At 59.2% G+C, this 14160-nt stretch carries 19 protein-coding genes; 11 read left to right on the top strand and 8 right to left on the bottom strand.

What is annotated here, in order from left to right; translation table 11 throughout:
* The first annotated feature begins 115 nt into the window (after nucleotides 1-115).
* Nucleotides 116-1369, top strand: coding sequence for an NADP-dependent isocitrate dehydrogenase (gene icd / locus ACJ8PE_RS14980; RefSeq protein ID WP_015377612.1), 1254 nt, complete (start codon nucleotides 116-118; stop codon nucleotides 1367-1369).
* Between the two features lie 73 nt (nucleotides 1370-1442).
* On the opposite strand, the gene uspF is transcribed toward icd, so the two are convergent.
* The 3 genes from uspF to ACJ8PE_RS14965 all read right to left on the bottom strand — a co-directional run bounded on the left by uspF (nucleotide 1443) and on the right by ACJ8PE_RS14965 (nucleotide 2583).
* Complete coding sequence (gene uspF / locus ACJ8PE_RS14975) at nucleotides 1443-1892, bottom strand: universal stress protein UspF (RefSeq protein WP_042784284.1); 450 nt, start codon at nucleotides 1890-1892, stop codon at nucleotides 1443-1445.
* A gap of 217 nt (nucleotides 1893-2109) precedes the next feature.
* Entirely contained in the window at nucleotides 2110-2337 is a 228-nt protein-coding gene (locus ACJ8PE_RS14970) for a YgdI/YgdR family lipoprotein (RefSeq protein WP_019454813.1), read from the bottom strand.
* A 12-nt stretch (nucleotides 2338-2349) separates the two neighbouring features.
* The gene (locus ACJ8PE_RS14965) at nucleotides 2350-2583 is read right to left on the bottom strand and encodes a YgdI/YgdR family lipoprotein (protein WP_047026248.1); all 234 of its coding nucleotides are present in this window, start codon (nucleotides 2581-2583) and stop codon (nucleotides 2350-2352) included.
* A 362-nt stretch (nucleotides 2584-2945) separates the two neighbouring features.
* On the opposite strand from ACJ8PE_RS14965, the gene tolA reads away from it, so the two are divergent.
* Complete coding sequence (tolA, locus tag ACJ8PE_RS14960; protein ID WP_197759988.1) at nucleotides 2946-3383, top strand: cell envelope integrity protein TolA; 438 nt, start codon at nucleotides 2946-2948, stop codon at nucleotides 3381-3383.
* A 161-nt stretch (nucleotides 3384-3544) separates the two neighbouring features.
* Here tolA and ACJ8PE_RS14955 read toward each other — a convergent pair whose 3' ends face one another.
* Nucleotides 3545-3835 carry a hypothetical protein gene (locus ACJ8PE_RS14955; protein WP_033646366.1) on the bottom strand — a complete coding sequence of 97 codons (291 nt, stop codon included), beginning with the start codon at nucleotides 3833-3835 and terminating at the stop codon, nucleotides 3545-3547.
* A gap of 146 nt (nucleotides 3836-3981) precedes the next feature.
* Between ACJ8PE_RS14955 and ACJ8PE_RS14950 the strand changes: the two genes are divergently transcribed.
* Nucleotides 3982-4401 (top strand): GNAT family N-acetyltransferase, encoded by a 420-nt coding sequence (locus tag ACJ8PE_RS14950; RefSeq protein ID WP_197759989.1) that lies wholly within the window; start codon nucleotides 3982-3984, stop codon nucleotides 4399-4401.
* Here the strand turns inward: ACJ8PE_RS14950 and ACJ8PE_RS14945 are convergent.
* Both ACJ8PE_RS14945 and ACJ8PE_RS14940 read right to left on the bottom strand, forming a co-directional pair.
* A complete protein-coding gene (locus ACJ8PE_RS14945; protein ID WP_033652077.1) occupies nucleotides 4398-4610 on the bottom strand; it encodes a hypothetical protein in 213 nt (70 codons plus the stop codon). The genes ACJ8PE_RS14950 and ACJ8PE_RS14945 overlap by 4 nt on opposite strands.
* Before the next feature lie 92 nt (nucleotides 4611-4702).
* Nucleotides 4703-5818 carry an AI-2E family transporter gene (locus ACJ8PE_RS14940; protein WP_033652078.1) on the bottom strand — a complete coding sequence of 372 codons (1116 nt, stop codon included), beginning with the start codon at nucleotides 5816-5818 and terminating at the stop codon, nucleotides 4703-4705.
* Nucleotides 5819-6113: 295 nt separating this feature from the next.
* Between ACJ8PE_RS14940 and ACJ8PE_RS14935 the strand changes: the two genes are divergently transcribed.
* Entirely contained in the window at nucleotides 6114-6251 is a 138-nt protein-coding gene (locus tag ACJ8PE_RS14935; RefSeq protein ID WP_016928056.1) for a hypothetical protein, read from the top strand.
* A gap of 75 nt (nucleotides 6252-6326) precedes the next feature.
* Here the strand turns inward: ACJ8PE_RS14935 and ACJ8PE_RS14930 are convergent, their stop codons facing one another.
* A complete protein-coding gene (locus ACJ8PE_RS14930; RefSeq protein WP_273874009.1) occupies nucleotides 6327-7538 on the bottom strand; it encodes an MFS transporter in 1212 nt (403 codons plus the stop codon).
* Between the two features lie 232 nt (nucleotides 7539-7770).
* Between ACJ8PE_RS14930 and ACJ8PE_RS14925 the strand changes: the two genes are divergently transcribed.
* The 5 genes from ACJ8PE_RS14925 (at nucleotide 7771) to ACJ8PE_RS14905 (ending at nucleotide 12145) form a co-directional block, all read left to right on the top strand.
* The gene (locus tag ACJ8PE_RS14925) at nucleotides 7771-8229 is read left to right on the top strand and encodes a hypothetical protein (RefSeq protein WP_089191585.1); all 459 of its coding nucleotides are present in this window, start codon (nucleotides 7771-7773) and stop codon (nucleotides 8227-8229) included.
* Nucleotides 8230-8327: 98 nt separating this feature from the next.
* Entirely contained in the window at nucleotides 8328-8744 is a 417-nt protein-coding gene (locus tag ACJ8PE_RS14920; protein ID WP_033642793.1) for a DUF2000 domain-containing protein, read from the top strand.
* 72 nt (nucleotides 8745-8816) lie between these two features.
* Complete coding sequence (locus ACJ8PE_RS14915; protein ID WP_442536800.1) at nucleotides 8817-9848, top strand: LacI family DNA-binding transcriptional regulator; 1032 nt, start codon at nucleotides 8817-8819, stop codon at nucleotides 9846-9848.
* A 186-nt stretch (nucleotides 9849-10034) separates the two neighbouring features.
* On the top strand, nucleotides 10035-10958 hold the full coding sequence (locus tag ACJ8PE_RS14910) for a TIM barrel protein (RefSeq protein WP_197792848.1): 924 nt from the start codon (nucleotides 10035-10037) through the stop codon (nucleotides 10956-10958).
* 14 nt (nucleotides 10959-10972) lie between these two features.
* The gene (locus tag ACJ8PE_RS14905) at nucleotides 10973-12145 is read left to right on the top strand and encodes a Gfo/Idh/MocA family protein (protein ID WP_197792849.1); all 1173 of its coding nucleotides are present in this window, start codon (nucleotides 10973-10975) and stop codon (nucleotides 12143-12145) included.
* Between the two features lie 13 nt (nucleotides 12146-12158).
* Here the strand turns inward: ACJ8PE_RS14905 and ACJ8PE_RS14900 are convergent, their stop codons facing one another.
* On the bottom strand, nucleotides 12159-12509 hold the full coding sequence (locus ACJ8PE_RS14900) for a GFA family protein (protein WP_197774604.1): 351 nt from the start codon (nucleotides 12507-12509) through the stop codon (nucleotides 12159-12161).
* 141 nt (nucleotides 12510-12650) lie between these two features.
* On the opposite strand from ACJ8PE_RS14900, the gene ACJ8PE_RS14895 reads away from it, so the two are divergent.
* Together ACJ8PE_RS14895 and ACJ8PE_RS14890 are read left to right on the top strand one after the other, a co-directional pair.
* Nucleotides 12651-12860 carry a hypothetical protein gene (locus ACJ8PE_RS14895; protein WP_004941260.1) on the top strand — a complete coding sequence of 70 codons (210 nt, stop codon included), beginning with the start codon at nucleotides 12651-12653 and terminating at the stop codon, nucleotides 12858-12860.
* Between the two features lie 152 nt (nucleotides 12861-13012).
* Nucleotides 13013-14086 carry an SMP-30/gluconolactonase/LRE family protein gene (locus tag ACJ8PE_RS14890; protein WP_197792850.1) on the top strand — a complete coding sequence of 358 codons (1074 nt, stop codon included), beginning with the start codon at nucleotides 13013-13015 and terminating at the stop codon, nucleotides 14084-14086.
* Nucleotides 14087-14160: the final 74 nt, after the last annotated feature.

The following is a 14160-nucleotide window of genomic DNA, read 5'->3' as shown; positions in this document are numbered from 1 at the left end:
GATGATAAGCGCATTATAACCGAATCCGTTTCGGATTGGCGCGGACCGAATATTCAAGTAGTATCTACACGCATCTTACAAAGCATTAACAAAATTGCGCTTGAAGGAGAGGTTGATGGAAAGCAAAGTAGTTGTTCCGGCAGAAGGTAAAAAAATCACGGTTGACGCCCAGGGTAAACTGGTTGTTCCTCATAACCCGATCATCCCGTTCATCGAAGGCGACGGCATCGGCGTTGACGTGACTCCTGCCATGATCCACGTGGTTGATGCGGCCGTTAAAAAGGCTTACCACGGCGAACGTAAAATCTCCTGGATGGAAATCTACACCGGCGAAAAATCTACCCACGTTTACGGTAAAGACGTGTGGCTGCCGGACGAAACTCTGGACCTGATCCGCGACTACCGCGTCGCCATCAAAGGCCCCCTGACCACCCCGGTCGGCGGCGGCATCCGTTCTCTGAACGTGGCCCTGCGCCAGCAGCTGGACCTGTACGTGTGCCTGCGCCCGGTGCGTTACTACCAGGGCACTCCAAGCCCGGTGAAGCAGCCTGAGCTGACCGACATGGTGATCTTCCGCGAAAACGCCGAAGACATCTACGCCGGCATCGAGTGGAAAGCCGGCTCCGCCGAAGCGGACAAAGTGATCAAATTCCTGCGTGACGAAATGGGCGTGAAGAAAATCCGCTTCCCGGAGCAGTGCGGTATCGGCGTGAAGCCATGCTCTGAAGAAGGGACCAAGCGTCTGGTGCGCGCGGCGATCGAATACGCCATCACCAACGACCGCGACTCCGTGACCCTGGTTCACAAAGGCAACATCATGAAGTTCACCGAAGGTGCCTTCAAGGATTGGGGCTATGAGCTGGCGCGCGAAGAGTTCGGCGGCGAGCTGATCGACGGCGGCCCATGGCTGAAGATCAAGAACCCGAACACCGGCAAAGAGATCGTGGTTAAAGACGTGATTGCCGACGCCTTCCTGCAACAAATCCTGCTGCGCCCGGCGGAATACGACGTGATCGCCTGTATGAACCTGAACGGCGACTACATCTCCGACGCCCTGGCGGCCCAGGTAGGCGGCATCGGCATCGCGCCGGGCGCCAACATCGGTTCCGACTGCGCGCTGTTCGAAGCGACTCACGGCACCGCGCCGAAGTACGCCGGCCAGGACAAAGTGAACCCAGGCTCCATCATCCTGTCCGCAGAGATGATGCTGCGCCACATGGGTTGGTTCGAAGCGGCTGACCTGATTGTTAAAGGCATGGAAGGCGCCATCGCCGCCAAGACCGTGACCTATGACTTCGAACGCCTGATGGAAGGCGCTAAACTGCTGAAATGTTCAGAGTTTGGCGACGCTATCGTTAAACACATGTAAGTGTGTTCAGCGCTTGAATGAGAGCGGGAGCCTTGGGGCTCCCGTTTTTTATTGTTCAAATGAGCAAGCGATTTTAAGCGTTAGCCGATTCACGCACGACCAGCACCGGGCAATTGGCGTGGCGCACTACCGCGGTGGCATTTGAGCCGAGAAGATAAGTCATTGCAGAAGGGCGGTTGGAACCCATCACAATAATCTCCGCGTTAAGCGCATCGGCGAGCTCCAGGATCTGATCTTTGGGATCGCCGACGGCGACATGCGTGGTCACTCGATCCTCGGGAACGCTGAATTGTTTTGCCGCTTTCGCCAGCCCCTCGGTCGCTATCGCAATGGTTTCATCTTTGGTTTCCACCGCCGCCGTGGCGGCAAAGCCGAAGGCCGCGTAGGTGGCGCGCGACGGGATCACCGCCAGGAAATGGACGTGGGAGTCTTCGAGCCTGGCGAGCGCGTTGACATGCGGGATGACCTGCTGTGTTAATTCCGGCTCGGTAATATCCACGGGAACCAAAATAGTTTTGTACATACTCCCTCCTTATCGTTTTAAAAAACTCCACTTATCGGATTATAGCCGTTCGACGCCGGGAAAGGGGAGATCCGTATGGCAAACCTGGCAACGTTGTCTGCTGAAATGTCAGGCGTTTATCGACGTTATCGTTAAACGCCAATGGGCGCGCTTACTGTTTGAATAGAAAGGGAGCCATCGGCTCCCTTTGTTTTAGCGGGCTCAGATTATCGGAACCTTAATGAGGAATTTCCGACACCTCTTTGACTTCCGTCTTGTTGATTTGCTGTTTGACGCCATTGGCGTCGGTATACCCGATCAACCCGGCAGAAGTCTCTTTCGGTTTGCCGTCACTGATGATCGTTCGGCCATCGTGGGTATGAATAGCGTAGCTGGTGCGTGTGCAGCCTGACAGTGCAGCGATGGCAACCAGGGCGATCGCGGGAAGAACAAGCGCTTTTTTCATTTGTAGCTCCTTTTAGTTATCCAACTCACTCATGTTTGCAATCTGGTCTCGATTGATCTGTTCCGTTTTGCCCGTTTCAGCATTTCGATAGGAGACCAATCCGGTATCTTTATCGATCTGGGGCTTGCCGTCGGTAACAATGGTTTTGCCGTCCGTCGTTTTGATCGCCTGATTGGAAGCGCAGCCCACCAAGGACATCAATGCTGTTGCCGCCAGCAGCGCGGCAAAGGGGCGTTTGCTTTTCATACCTACCATCCTGGTTACTTAAACAAATTTAATATCAGGAAAGTAAGTATAGGCAGATTTTCCAGATTGCCAGGGTTGAAAGCGCTTCTAATGGGATAAAAAATTAAGAATAACTTAATTTATTGATGGAGTGATTACTCGTTCGGATAACAAGGTTATCGATAGGTCAGGGTTTTCAGCTGTACGCCCCGCCTGGGGAGCTATGGCTTCATGTCATCATCGGCCCACGATTCTCCGCATGCCGATGCTTGATACTAGCAATGTCTCTGGCGGTTTGGCGTTAATTCTGTATAAGTATGCGCCGGGGATCTTGTCGAATACCACGTTGATTTTGGCTGATAGTCATCCATAAGGACAGGGATATGAAAATCACGCATTCAGGCTTTAAAACCGGCGCCGCCACATTATTGGCGGCGATGCTCGCGCTGGCATTAACGGGGTGTGCCAAGAGCACCGCCCCCAGCCAAACCGATCCGGCAAATAAAGAGGTTGACGATCTTTTCGCCAACCTTGGCAACCCAAAGGCGCCGGGAAAAGAGGAATTACATTACCTGTCTCAGGTGCAAGCGGAGATCCAACGCCATTTTAAAGACGCCGAAACCTACTCAGGCAGAAGTTGTACATTAAGCATCAAGCTGGCGCCGGATGGCCTGCTGATCAGCATTCGGGCTGTTCAAGGGGATCCGGAACTTTGCCAGGCCGCGATAAAAGCAATCGTCAATGCACGTTTGCCTAAACCGCCAACGGCCGCGGCTTACGAAGCGGTCAAAAGCAGCGTATTGGAATTTCGTCCGCAGTGAAAATGCAGGGCGGAAACTGCGATGTCAGACAATTAAACCAAAGTCACAGGCCGTATTTTCATGCGGCCTGTGAGTATTGGGTTGTGCAATATTTCGTATAGCGCTTCCTCATGCTAAAGCCCGTTTTTTCGGCATTATTTCACGGCATGTGGCGCCACTCTCTACCGATACATCATCGCGCTTACTCGCTCGCTTCGGTCTTTAAAACCGTTGCTGCGCATCGTTACCACGTAGTAGCGATAGTGGTGTTTCTGTGCGTATTCGCGCACCAGCTCTTCGGCAAACAGGCCGCTGAAGGTGACGGTGGTGACGAAGGTCAGCCCTTTCACTTCGTAGGTGCTGATCTCTTGCGGAGTGCCGATATACGGCGGCGGGAACACGGTTTTGTGGAACTGGCAGCCCGCCAGCAGCAGGGTAAACAGCAGGGCGGCGGAGATTTGCGGTATTTTCATCGGGAAATGCTTTCCTTCCTTGGCGTGTGTTTTGGTAACTCTATAATAGGATTACAAAATTCGACCGGGATGTAAAAACTATCCCGCCGCGGTTGCCGTTTCGTTGAAGCGGCACCGCCGTCATCCATACGAATGAGGGGTTAAATATGCTTGTGCGCCTTGCTGCTGAAACCGATGCCGCAGCCCTGATCGCCCTCGACAGCGTCGCCGAATACGAGCCGCAGCGCGCGGCGCAGATCCGCGCCTGGTGCGGGCAGGGCGTCTGTTATCTTGCCGAGGAGCAGGGCATGGCGATGGGATACGGTGTGCTGCACTATCACTTCTTCGGCTGCGGCTTTGTGGAGATGCTGATGGTCGGCGAGCGCTATCGCCGCCGGGGCGTCGGGCAGGCGCTGATTGCGGCGCTTAAGTTGCACTGCCGGCACCCGAAGCTGTTCACCTCCACCAATCATTCCAACCTGCCGATGCAGCGGCTGCTGTTGAACGCCGGGTTTGTCGCCAGCGGCCAAATTGACAATCTCGATGACGGCGATCCGGAGCAGGTCTTTTTCATCCCGCTGCGCTAATACAGCCGGACATCCACCGCCTGCTGTTGCAGCCAGGTGCTGACGTAGCCATAAGCGGCATAGAAGGCCAGCAGCGCGAAGATCAGCACGGAAAGCGAGGCCAAAAATTTGACGTCGCCCTGCTTCGAAAGCTGGTAAGCGCAAGAGATAAAGGCCAGCAGGCACAGCAGGGTGAAGGCGATGGCCAGCGTGGCGTAGAGAATAAGCATAACGAAACCCGTTCTTCCTTGTGAGCGCGGCAAGGATACCACAGACAAAAAAGGGGCCCAAACGGGCCCCGGTGCGATACGGCGCGAGAGGTTTACTCCGCCGCGTCGGGATGATTCTTGCCTTCTTCGATGAATTCTTCGTCGATCTCTTCGATGTTTTCCTTGCTGTCACGGCCGGACAGGATGTTCCAGCAGGCGATGAACAGCGCGGCGATTAATGGCCCGATGACGAAGCCGTTAATGCCGTAAATCTCCATGCCACCCAGGGTGGAGATCAGGATCAGGTAGTCCGGCATTTTGGTGTCTTTGCCTACCAGCAGCGGGCGCAGAATGTTGTCCACCAGGCCGATTACGACCACGAAGAACACCACCAGGAAGATGCCTTTCCACAGCATGCCGGTGGCGAAGAAGTAGATCACCGCCGGCACCCAGATGATGGCGGAGCCCACGGCGGGGATGATCGACAAGAACGCCATCAGCGCGCCCCACAGCAAGCTGCCGTCGATGCCGGTAAAGTAAAACGCCAGCCCGCCGAGCGCGCCTTGCACCACGGCGACCACCACCGTGCCCTTGACGGTGGCGCGGGAGACGGCGGCGAACTTCACGAACAGGTGGTGCTTCACGTGCTGTGAGAGCGGCAGCGCTTCGAGCGCCAGGTTCACCAGATACGGGCCGTCTTTCAGCAGGAAGAACAGCAGGTAGAGCATCACGCCGAAGCCGACGACGAAGTTGAAGGTGCCTTTGCCGATCAGGAACACGCTGCCCGCCAGGTATTGCCCGCCCTTGAGCGCCACCTCGGAAAGTTGTTTTTGGATCTCGGCGGCGCTGTTGAGGTTATGTTCCGCCAGGAAGCGCTGCGCCCAGCCGGGCAGATGACGCATGAAGTCCGCCAGCATGGTCGGCAATTGGCTGTTGTTGGTCTGCAGCTTGGTGTAAATCATGTTGAATTCCATCGCCAGCGATGAGGCGATGATCGCTAACGGCGTGAACACGATCAGGCAGATCAGCGCCACCGTCAGCAGCGACACCACGCCGTTGCGTTCGCCGACGTACTGTTTCAACTTCTTTTTCACCGGATGGAAAATCACCGCCAGAATAACCGCCCACAGCACCGAGGAGTAATAAGGCCCCAGCACGTCGAGAAAGGCGGCGGTAACGATGAATAGGATCAGAATAAAGAATCCCTTGGAAATGCCTTTAGACATCATAGTCGTCCCTCAAAAGATGAATTTTCAGCATAGATGAACTGAATGAAAACAACACTATCATTACCTTTGCTTATCCGGTAGGGGATTTTTAACGGCGTATTCCATAGGGTTACTAAGGGGAAAGGAGGGCGCCGCGCGAGGCTCAGGTGGCAGCACAAGGAAAGAAAGAACGCTAAATAGTTAACAAAATTTATTGATTGTGTTTCATTTTGTGTGTTGCGCTTGCCGCCTGCGCCAGGCTTTCCTAGTGTTGATGAGGGCGGCCGTTCGCCCGATACCACGCAGGAGTATGCAAATGACAGAACACAAACGACTTGCCGTTATCGAAAAGGCATTGCTGATCGCTTTCGCCGGTCTGCTGATTTATCTTGTTGCGACCGGCGCCTTGTCATTGTCGGGCCTGGATCATCACTGGCCTTATCCTTCACGATAAGCACGCGCCCGCACCAGGGAATATTCAGCACCGCTAATAATAAATAGAACCTCCTTTCTCATTATTATTGCGCCATTACGCCGCATTGCGCGGCCCGCGGCGATAAATCAGCGCCAATCCCGCCCCTGACACCGCCGCCGCCAGCACCAGCCAAGCCGGCGCCGCCCAACCGGCCGCGGCCACGATGGCGCTCAGCGCGACCGGGCCGATCACCTGGCCGAGGTAGTTCCCCTGCATCACCAACCCCAGACTCAGCGGCAGCAGCGTGGGCTCTGACGTCGCCGCCGGCGTGGCGGCCAGAAGCGTCGCGGGCAGCATGCCGGCGATGGCGCAGAACAGGAAGCATAGCGGGATCAGCAGGCCATTGGGCGTCATCGGCAGGAAAATGCCGATGCCAAAGATGCCGATAACCAGGCTGGTGGCCGCGAGCAGGCTCCCGGCCCGCAGACCGCGCGACAGCAAGAACCCGGCGGCGAGATTGCCGAGGATATTGACGGCCACCGCCGCCGCGCTGATGCCGCCGGCGGCCGCCAGCGTCAGACCGATGCGCTGCATCAGAAAGATCGGTAAAAAGGTCATCACCGAGAAAAACTGCAGGTTGTAAGCGGTGAACATCAGCGCCAGCAACAGCGGCTGGCGCGCCCGCAGCATCGCGCCCAGCGCTTGCCGCAGCGGCAACGGCGGAGCGTGCGCGTCGGCGGCGCGGCGCGGCGTGGTCAGCGGCAGCAGCAGCGCGGCCAGCAGCGTCAGCGCCGCACCGGCCTGCCAGTTCTGTTGCCAGCCCGCCAGGTGAGGACCGAAAAACAGCGAAATGGCGATGCCCGCCGGCATGAAGGTGCTCCAGATGCCGAACACCAGGCTGCGCTGCGTCGGGGCGACGATGCGGTTCAGCACCGCCGGCGAGGCGACCACCACGATGACGAAGCCGAGGCCTTCGACAAAGCGGCTGACGATCAAGCCGCTGAAGTCGTGCAGCGTGGCGCCGGTAAAGCTGGCGGCGCTGACGATCAGCAATCCCAGCGCCAGCAGCCGCCGATCGCCCCAGCGGCGCACCAGCAGCCCGGCAGCGATGCCGCCGAACACCCCGACGAAAGGAAACGCCGAGATGACCCAGCTTAGCGTCTCCAGTGAACGGCCAAACTCGGCCTGCAGCGCCGGCAAGGCAATGGTGGCCTTGCCCACGTGCAGCGCCGCAGCGATGCCGGCGAACAGCACATTGATGACGGCTAGCCAGGGCGTGGCGGCGGGGGAAACGCGGTCAATGGCGTCCGGTTTAATCGCAGTCATAACACTCTCCAGTGGCGGTAACGCCCTCACTATGCGTCTGCGCTACGACAGAAGTCGTTCAAATGCTGCGCTGTCACGCGGGGAAATTATTCATTTCGAGCTTTATTTTGCGCGCCTCGTTGTTTGGTTCGCCAGCGTGCCGCCCTGCGTGGACGCGGGTGCCCGTTCAGCGGTTTACTGTTCCGGCACGCCGCGAGCGTGCCCGATCAATTTTATTTATAAGGAGCAGTGTATGTCAGAGATGATGAATGAAAACGGAGCGCCGGTGATGGAGTGGAGCTACGGCGGCCGGGGTGACGATATCAGCAGCAGCCTGACCTTCGACACGGTAGAGGAACAGCCGCATGGCTTCCTGATGACGGTCGATCGGCCGGTTCAGATCTTCAAAGAGGCGCTGTCGCCGCTGATGGCCTTTGTCACGCTGCTGCGCCCGCTGTATGCGAAGACGGGCGAGGGATTCCAGTTCGTGCCGGTTTCCAACCCCTGGACCGACGTGCAGCGCCTGCCGCCAAGCGCCGGTTATCTGGGCGTGCAGGTCAACGCCGGTCTGTTCTTCCACGGGGCCAAACCGACGCACTATAAAGATCGCGACGGCCAGATGAAACCGATCGACGGCGGCACTGTCCTGCAGAACATCACCGTGCTGCATCAGGTGGCGCAGTCGCAGGGCCCGGGCGAAGGCGGGATCTGAGGCTGAAACGTTATCATGGGGCCGGACGCGGCCCTTATCTCGCCTTGAAAACCGCCCTTGGCTTGGGTAAAAAGGGTTGTCTATTCAAGGAGAAGAGTATGTACAGCGACAACGAGAAAAAATTCTACATCATCCTCAACCGCAACCACGAACCGGCCACGCTGTTTAACGCCTCCTGCCATCTGACGGCGGGCATCACCGATCTTATCGAGCAGCGCGAGTTTCACCACTACCCGAGCAGCCTCGACGGCGTCAGCGCCAATATGAGCCACTACCCGATCGTCATCCTGCAGGCCAAGAACAGCAGCCAGCTCAGCAACCTGATCCTCAAATGCAAGGAGGAGGGCGTGCTGGCCAACTTCTTCACCACCACCATGCTGTCGCATTCCGCCGAGCAGCAGATCGCCGACACCGCCAATACCCCCTACGAGCAGTTGGACTTCGTGGCGGTAGCGCTCTACGGCGACACTGAACAGCTTAAGCCGCTCACCAAGAAGTTCTCCGTCTACCGTTAATCGCGAACGGCATCACATCAGGGGCGGCAACGGCTATGATATTTTTCCATCAAATCGTTGATGGAGATGAACATGAGCGGCAAGAAAACCACCATGGCGGCCATCGCCAGAGAGGCGCGGGTCGGCATCGCCACCGTCGATCGGGTGATCAACCAACGCGCGTCGGTGCGGCCCGCCACCCAGCGCCGGGTGATTGAGGCGGCGAAAAAGTTGGGGTTCGCGTTGGAGAAATCCCACTGCCTGTCGTCGGTGCTGGGCAGGCCGGAGCGCCGCCTGAGAATGGGGTTCATCCTGCTGCGGCGTGAACACTCTTTCTATGCGCAACTGGCTGATGAACTGATGGCGCAAGCGGCGCCGTATCATGAGCCGGGTCAGCCGCCGCAGTTCATCTTCCACTCTCTCAATGCCATCGGCGACACCGCCGCCGCCATTAGCCAATTGAGCCGCCAGGTGGAAGCGATCGGCGTGCTGGCGCTGGATCATCCCCTGATCCACTATGCCGTAGAAGAAGCCGCCCAGGCGGGCATCAACGTTTTCGCGCTGCTGTCGGATTTATCGGTGCCCAGCCGCGCCGGCTACATCGGTCTGGATAATCAAAAAGCGGGCCGCACCGCCGGCTGGGCGGTGGATCGTCTGTGCCGGCGTCAGGGCGACGTCGGCGTGATCATCGGCGACAATCGTTTTACTTGCCAGGAAGCCTGCGAGATCGGTTTTCGCTCCTACCTGCGTGAGCAGATGAGCGGCCAGCGTGTGTTGGAACCGGTGCGCAGCCTTGAGGACGCGGAAACGGCGCGCCGGGTCACGCGTGAACTGCTGGCGAACCACCCGGAACTGGCGGCGCTTTACGCGCCGAGCGGCGGTGTGGAGGGCATTATTCAGGCGTTGCGAGAGAGCGGCCGGCAGCGCGACATCACGCTGGTGTGCCACGGCCCGGTGCAGGGCGGTGAAATGGCGCTGCTCGACGGCACGGTGGATCTGCTGCTGTGCCACCGCATTCCCGAATTGGCCGCCACGATCGTCGAGACGTTACTCGCCGCCGATGAACAACCGGGATTACGCCACATCATTAATCGCTTCGATGTGATCACCAAAGAAAACCTCTGACGGCCGCTGAGTGGTGTTGCCGAGGTCAGGGCGCAGTTCAGGTGCTGCCTGAATTTGATTAAAAACTATCAAATAATTTATCAAAAATAGCGCGATCTCTATCAAAAAATAAAATTTTCATTATTGATGGTTTTGGAATTTTTGTTTGATACTGCCGGCATCCCCCGCAAAAAAGGAGCCGTCGCCATGACTTTGCCTATCGCCAATGCGCCCTGCAGTTGGGGCGTGGATGATCCGAACAACCCCCATTTGCCGCCCTATGCCACGGTTCTGCAAGAAGCGTCGGCGGCCGGCTACCGCAGCATCGAGCTGGGGCCGTGGGGCTATCTGCCGACGCAGAGCGAGGCGCTGTGTGCCGCGCTGGAGCAGCATCGCCTGTCGCTGGTGGCCGGCACGATTTTTGACGATCTGGTCAGCGAGGCGAACATTGAGCGCCTGCTGGCCCTGACTCATCGGATATGCCGCAACCTCTCGCGGGCGCCCAGGGCGGAGCCGACCGAGGGCGATCGCGCCGCGCCGCCGTTCTTGGTGATTATCGATTTCGGCAATCCGCAACGCGCCAGGTTCGCCGGGCGTTCAGATTTAGCGCCGCGTTTGTCGCAGGGGGAGTGGCAGAGGATGATCGGGCACATTACGCGCATCAGCGAACTGGCCTGGCGGGAATACGGTGTGCGGCCGGTGGTGCATCCGCACGCCGGCGGCTGCATCGAGTTCGCCGACGAAATCGACCGGTTGGCGGCGGACATTCCGCATCACACCGCCGGATTGTGCCTGGATACCGGCCATCTGTATTACGCCGGGCTGGACCCGGCTGCCTGGCTGAGCAAGCTCTTTGAGCGTCTCGATTATCTGCACTTCAAAGACGTCGATCCGCAGGTGTTCCGCGAGGTGCTGGCGCGCGGCGTCGATTTCTTCACCGCCTGCGCCGAGGGCGTCATGTGCCCGTTGGGCTGCGGGGCGATCGATTATCCGCAGCTGCGCGCGCTGTTGGCCGAGCGCGGATACCGGGGCTGGATCACTATCGAGCAGGAACGCGATCCGCGCAATGTGCAGGGCAGCCTGCAGGACGTCACCGCCAGCTTGCGCTACTTGCGCGGCCTCGGCTTTTAATCAGGAGAAACACGATGATCAACGGCAGCAAACCTTTGGCGAGATCGTTGCGCTGGGGCATGGTCGGCGGCGGCGGCACCAGCCAGATCGGTTACATCCATCGTTCGGCGGCCTTGCGCGACGGTGCGTTTACTCTGTTGGCCGGCGCGTTCGACATTGACGCCGAACGCGGGCGTGATTTTGGCCGGAGTCTGGGCGTGGCGGCGGAGCGCTGTTATGCGGATTATACCGAAATGTTCCGCGCCGAAGCCGCGCGGGCGGACGGCATCGAAGCGGTCTCGATCGCCACGCCGAACAACACCCATTACGTCATTTGCCGGGCGGCGCTGGAGGCGGGATTGCACGTGGTATGCGAGAAGCCGCTGTGTTTCAGCGTCGAAGAGGCACAGGCGCTGGCGGCGCTGTGCGAGCGGCAGCGCAAAGTCATCGGCGTGACCTACGGCTATGCCGGGCACCAGATGATTTTGCAGGCGCGGCAGATGATTGCCGATGGCCGGCTGGGGGAAATTCGGCTGGTGAATATGCAGTTCGCCCACGGCTTTCACGCCGCGCCGGTGGAGCAGGATAATCCCAGCACTCGCTGGCGGGTCGATCCGCGCTTTGTCGGCCCCAGCTATGTGCTGGGCGATCTGGCGACCCACACGCTGTTCCTGGCGGAAACCATGGCGCCGCAGCTGAAGATCCGACGGCTGATCTGCAGCCGACAAAGCTTTGTGCCGTCGCGCGCGCCGTTGGAGGACAACGCCTATGTGCTGATGGAGTATCACAACGGCGCCATCGGCTCCGTGTGGGCTTCGGCGGTCAACTGCGGTTCGATGCACGGCCAAAAGGTGCGCATTGTCGGTGAAAAGGCCAGCCTGGAGTGGTGGGATGAACAACCCAATCAGCTGCGCTTCGAAGTGCAGGGCGAGCCGGTGCGGATCCTGGAGCGCGGCATGCCGTATCTCGCCGCGTCGGCGCTGGCGGACGATCGCATCGGCGGCGGCCATGCGGAGGGGCTGTTTGAAGCCTGGTCGAATCTCTACCGCCGCTTCGCGCTGGCGATGGACGCCACCGATCGGCGCGACGCAGCCTTTCTGGCCGACTTCTGGTACCCGGACGTGCAGGCTGGCTCGCTGGGCGTGAAGTGGGTGGCGCGCTGCGTGCAATCCGCCGAAACCGACGCCGGCTGGGTCGCCTTCGACTGAGCGAGCGATTCGCTCAGACGCTGGCCCCGTCGTAGCGGTGGATCTGTAACGCATCCAGCGCGACGTCCGGCACGCAGCGCAGGTTAACGGCGCACATCGCGGCGCCGTCTGGCGCGGTGCCGTAGGCGAAGGGCTGGGCTCCGCAGACTCGGCAGAACTGATGGCGGATCCGGTGCCGATTGAAGGTATAGGCGCTGAGTTGATCTTCACCGCTGCGCAGCGTGAAGGCCGCGAGGGGAAAGAACGACAGCAACAGCCCCTTGCGGCGGCAGATCGAGCAGTTGCAGCTGAGGGCTTCGGTCGGCAGTTCGGCGTCTACGGAGAAGGTGACGGCGCCGCAGTGGCAGCTTCCCTGGAATGACATGGCGGTGATCCTGTGGCAGGAGGGCGGGTTTGCCCAGTATAGTGCAATTTATCGCCATTCGGCCGCGCCGGGCGCGGTTTCCTTAATAAATGCGCGGTTTTCTGGTAGGTTAAGGTTTAACGTCATCAAAAGGAGATCGCGATGTTAGAGCATTATTATCCGGCAAACATGGGCGCCGAACCGGTCACGGACGAACAGCACAAGCGGCTGGTGGCGGTGCAGGCGGCACTGGAGCTTATCAAGGCTACGCTGTCAGACACCAACGATGGCAACGGCGTGGATTTCCAGCTGAAGGCGGCGGAGAAGCACATCGGCCCGATGGCCGACGCTATTCAGGAAGCCCTGAAGTAACGGTTCGCCGTCACCTCAACCGCCCGTATCGGGCGGTTTTTTTTGCGCCGATTACTGCGATTTTTTTAGCGGCGTATTGCCTTTTTCCCGGCTGGTGCCGTGAGCGGCGCGATCCTACTCTAGCGATCCGAGTCCTCATCAGGGTCATGCTCATGTTCCGCTTCAGTCTCTTGTCTTTCTTATTGTTGCGCCGCCGGCGCGTCACCCAGCTGGTCGGCGCCACACTGCTTCTCGGCGTCGTTATGCAGGCGCAGGCCACGCAACGCATCGACTTTTCGCCGGATCCCGCCGGCGCTTACCCAGAGGGCGTCGCCTGGAATGCGCGCGCCGGCGCGTTTTTGGTGTCTTCCCTGCGCGGCGGGCAACTTGGCCTGGTTTATCCTGATGGCCGCTATCGGCGTTTTTCCACCGGCAAGGGACTGATTACCACCTCCGGCATGCTGGTGGACACCGAGCGCAACCGGGTGCTGGTGTGCAATGAAGACGTAGGGGTGTCCCTCCACTCTTCGCCCGGCACGCGCAATCGCGTGGCGCAGGTGTTGGAATTTCGTCTCGATACCGGTGCGCTGCAGCAGGTGTACGATCTGTCTTCGTTAAGCCGTGGGCCGACGCTCGCCAACGATCTGGCGCTCGATGCGCAGGGCAATATCTACGTCACCGACAGCTTCCAGCCGCAGATTTACAAGATCGATCGGGCAACGCGCCAGGCGTCGATCCTGGTGCGCTCATCGCTTCTGCTGCCCGCTGAGGCGCCTGCGGCTGCACAGGGCACGCAGCCTTATCTCAACGGTATCGTGTATCATCCGGATGGCTATCTGATCGCGGCGGACTACACCCGCGGGCTGCTGTGGAAGGTGACGTTGGAGAACGCGCCGGCGGTCAGTGAAATCAGGTTGCCGCAGCGATTGAAAGGGCCCGACGGGCTGCGGCTCAAAAACGCCAACGAATTGGTGATCGTACAGTCTTATCCGGGGAGAACAGGGAGCATGTCCGGTGACGTGTCGCTGCTCTCCTCGACGGACGGCTGGGCCAGCGCGCATATCGTCGCCGTCGCCGCGCCGCCGGGGCTGGATGGGCCGACCGGCGCCGCGCTGCGCGATGGCGAGGTGTGGGTGGTCAACTCGCGTTACCCCAAACTTTTTGCCGACGTCGCTCAGGCGGAAAGCGCCAAGCGCTTCAGCATCGTCAAGGTGGCGTTCGCACCGCCCGTAGCGGATGGCCGCTGAGCGACGGCGGTTGCCAACCGCGCCGGAATAGGATTAAATGCTGCGCTGACTGTATAAATAAACAGGGGTGTTGC

This window comes from Serratia sp. CY74737 (genome assembly GCF_052166775.1).
Lineage (GTDB): Bacteria > Pseudomonadota > Gammaproteobacteria > Enterobacterales > Enterobacteriaceae > Serratia > Serratia ureilytica.
This window is presented reverse-complemented; position numbering and strand designations above follow the sequence as displayed.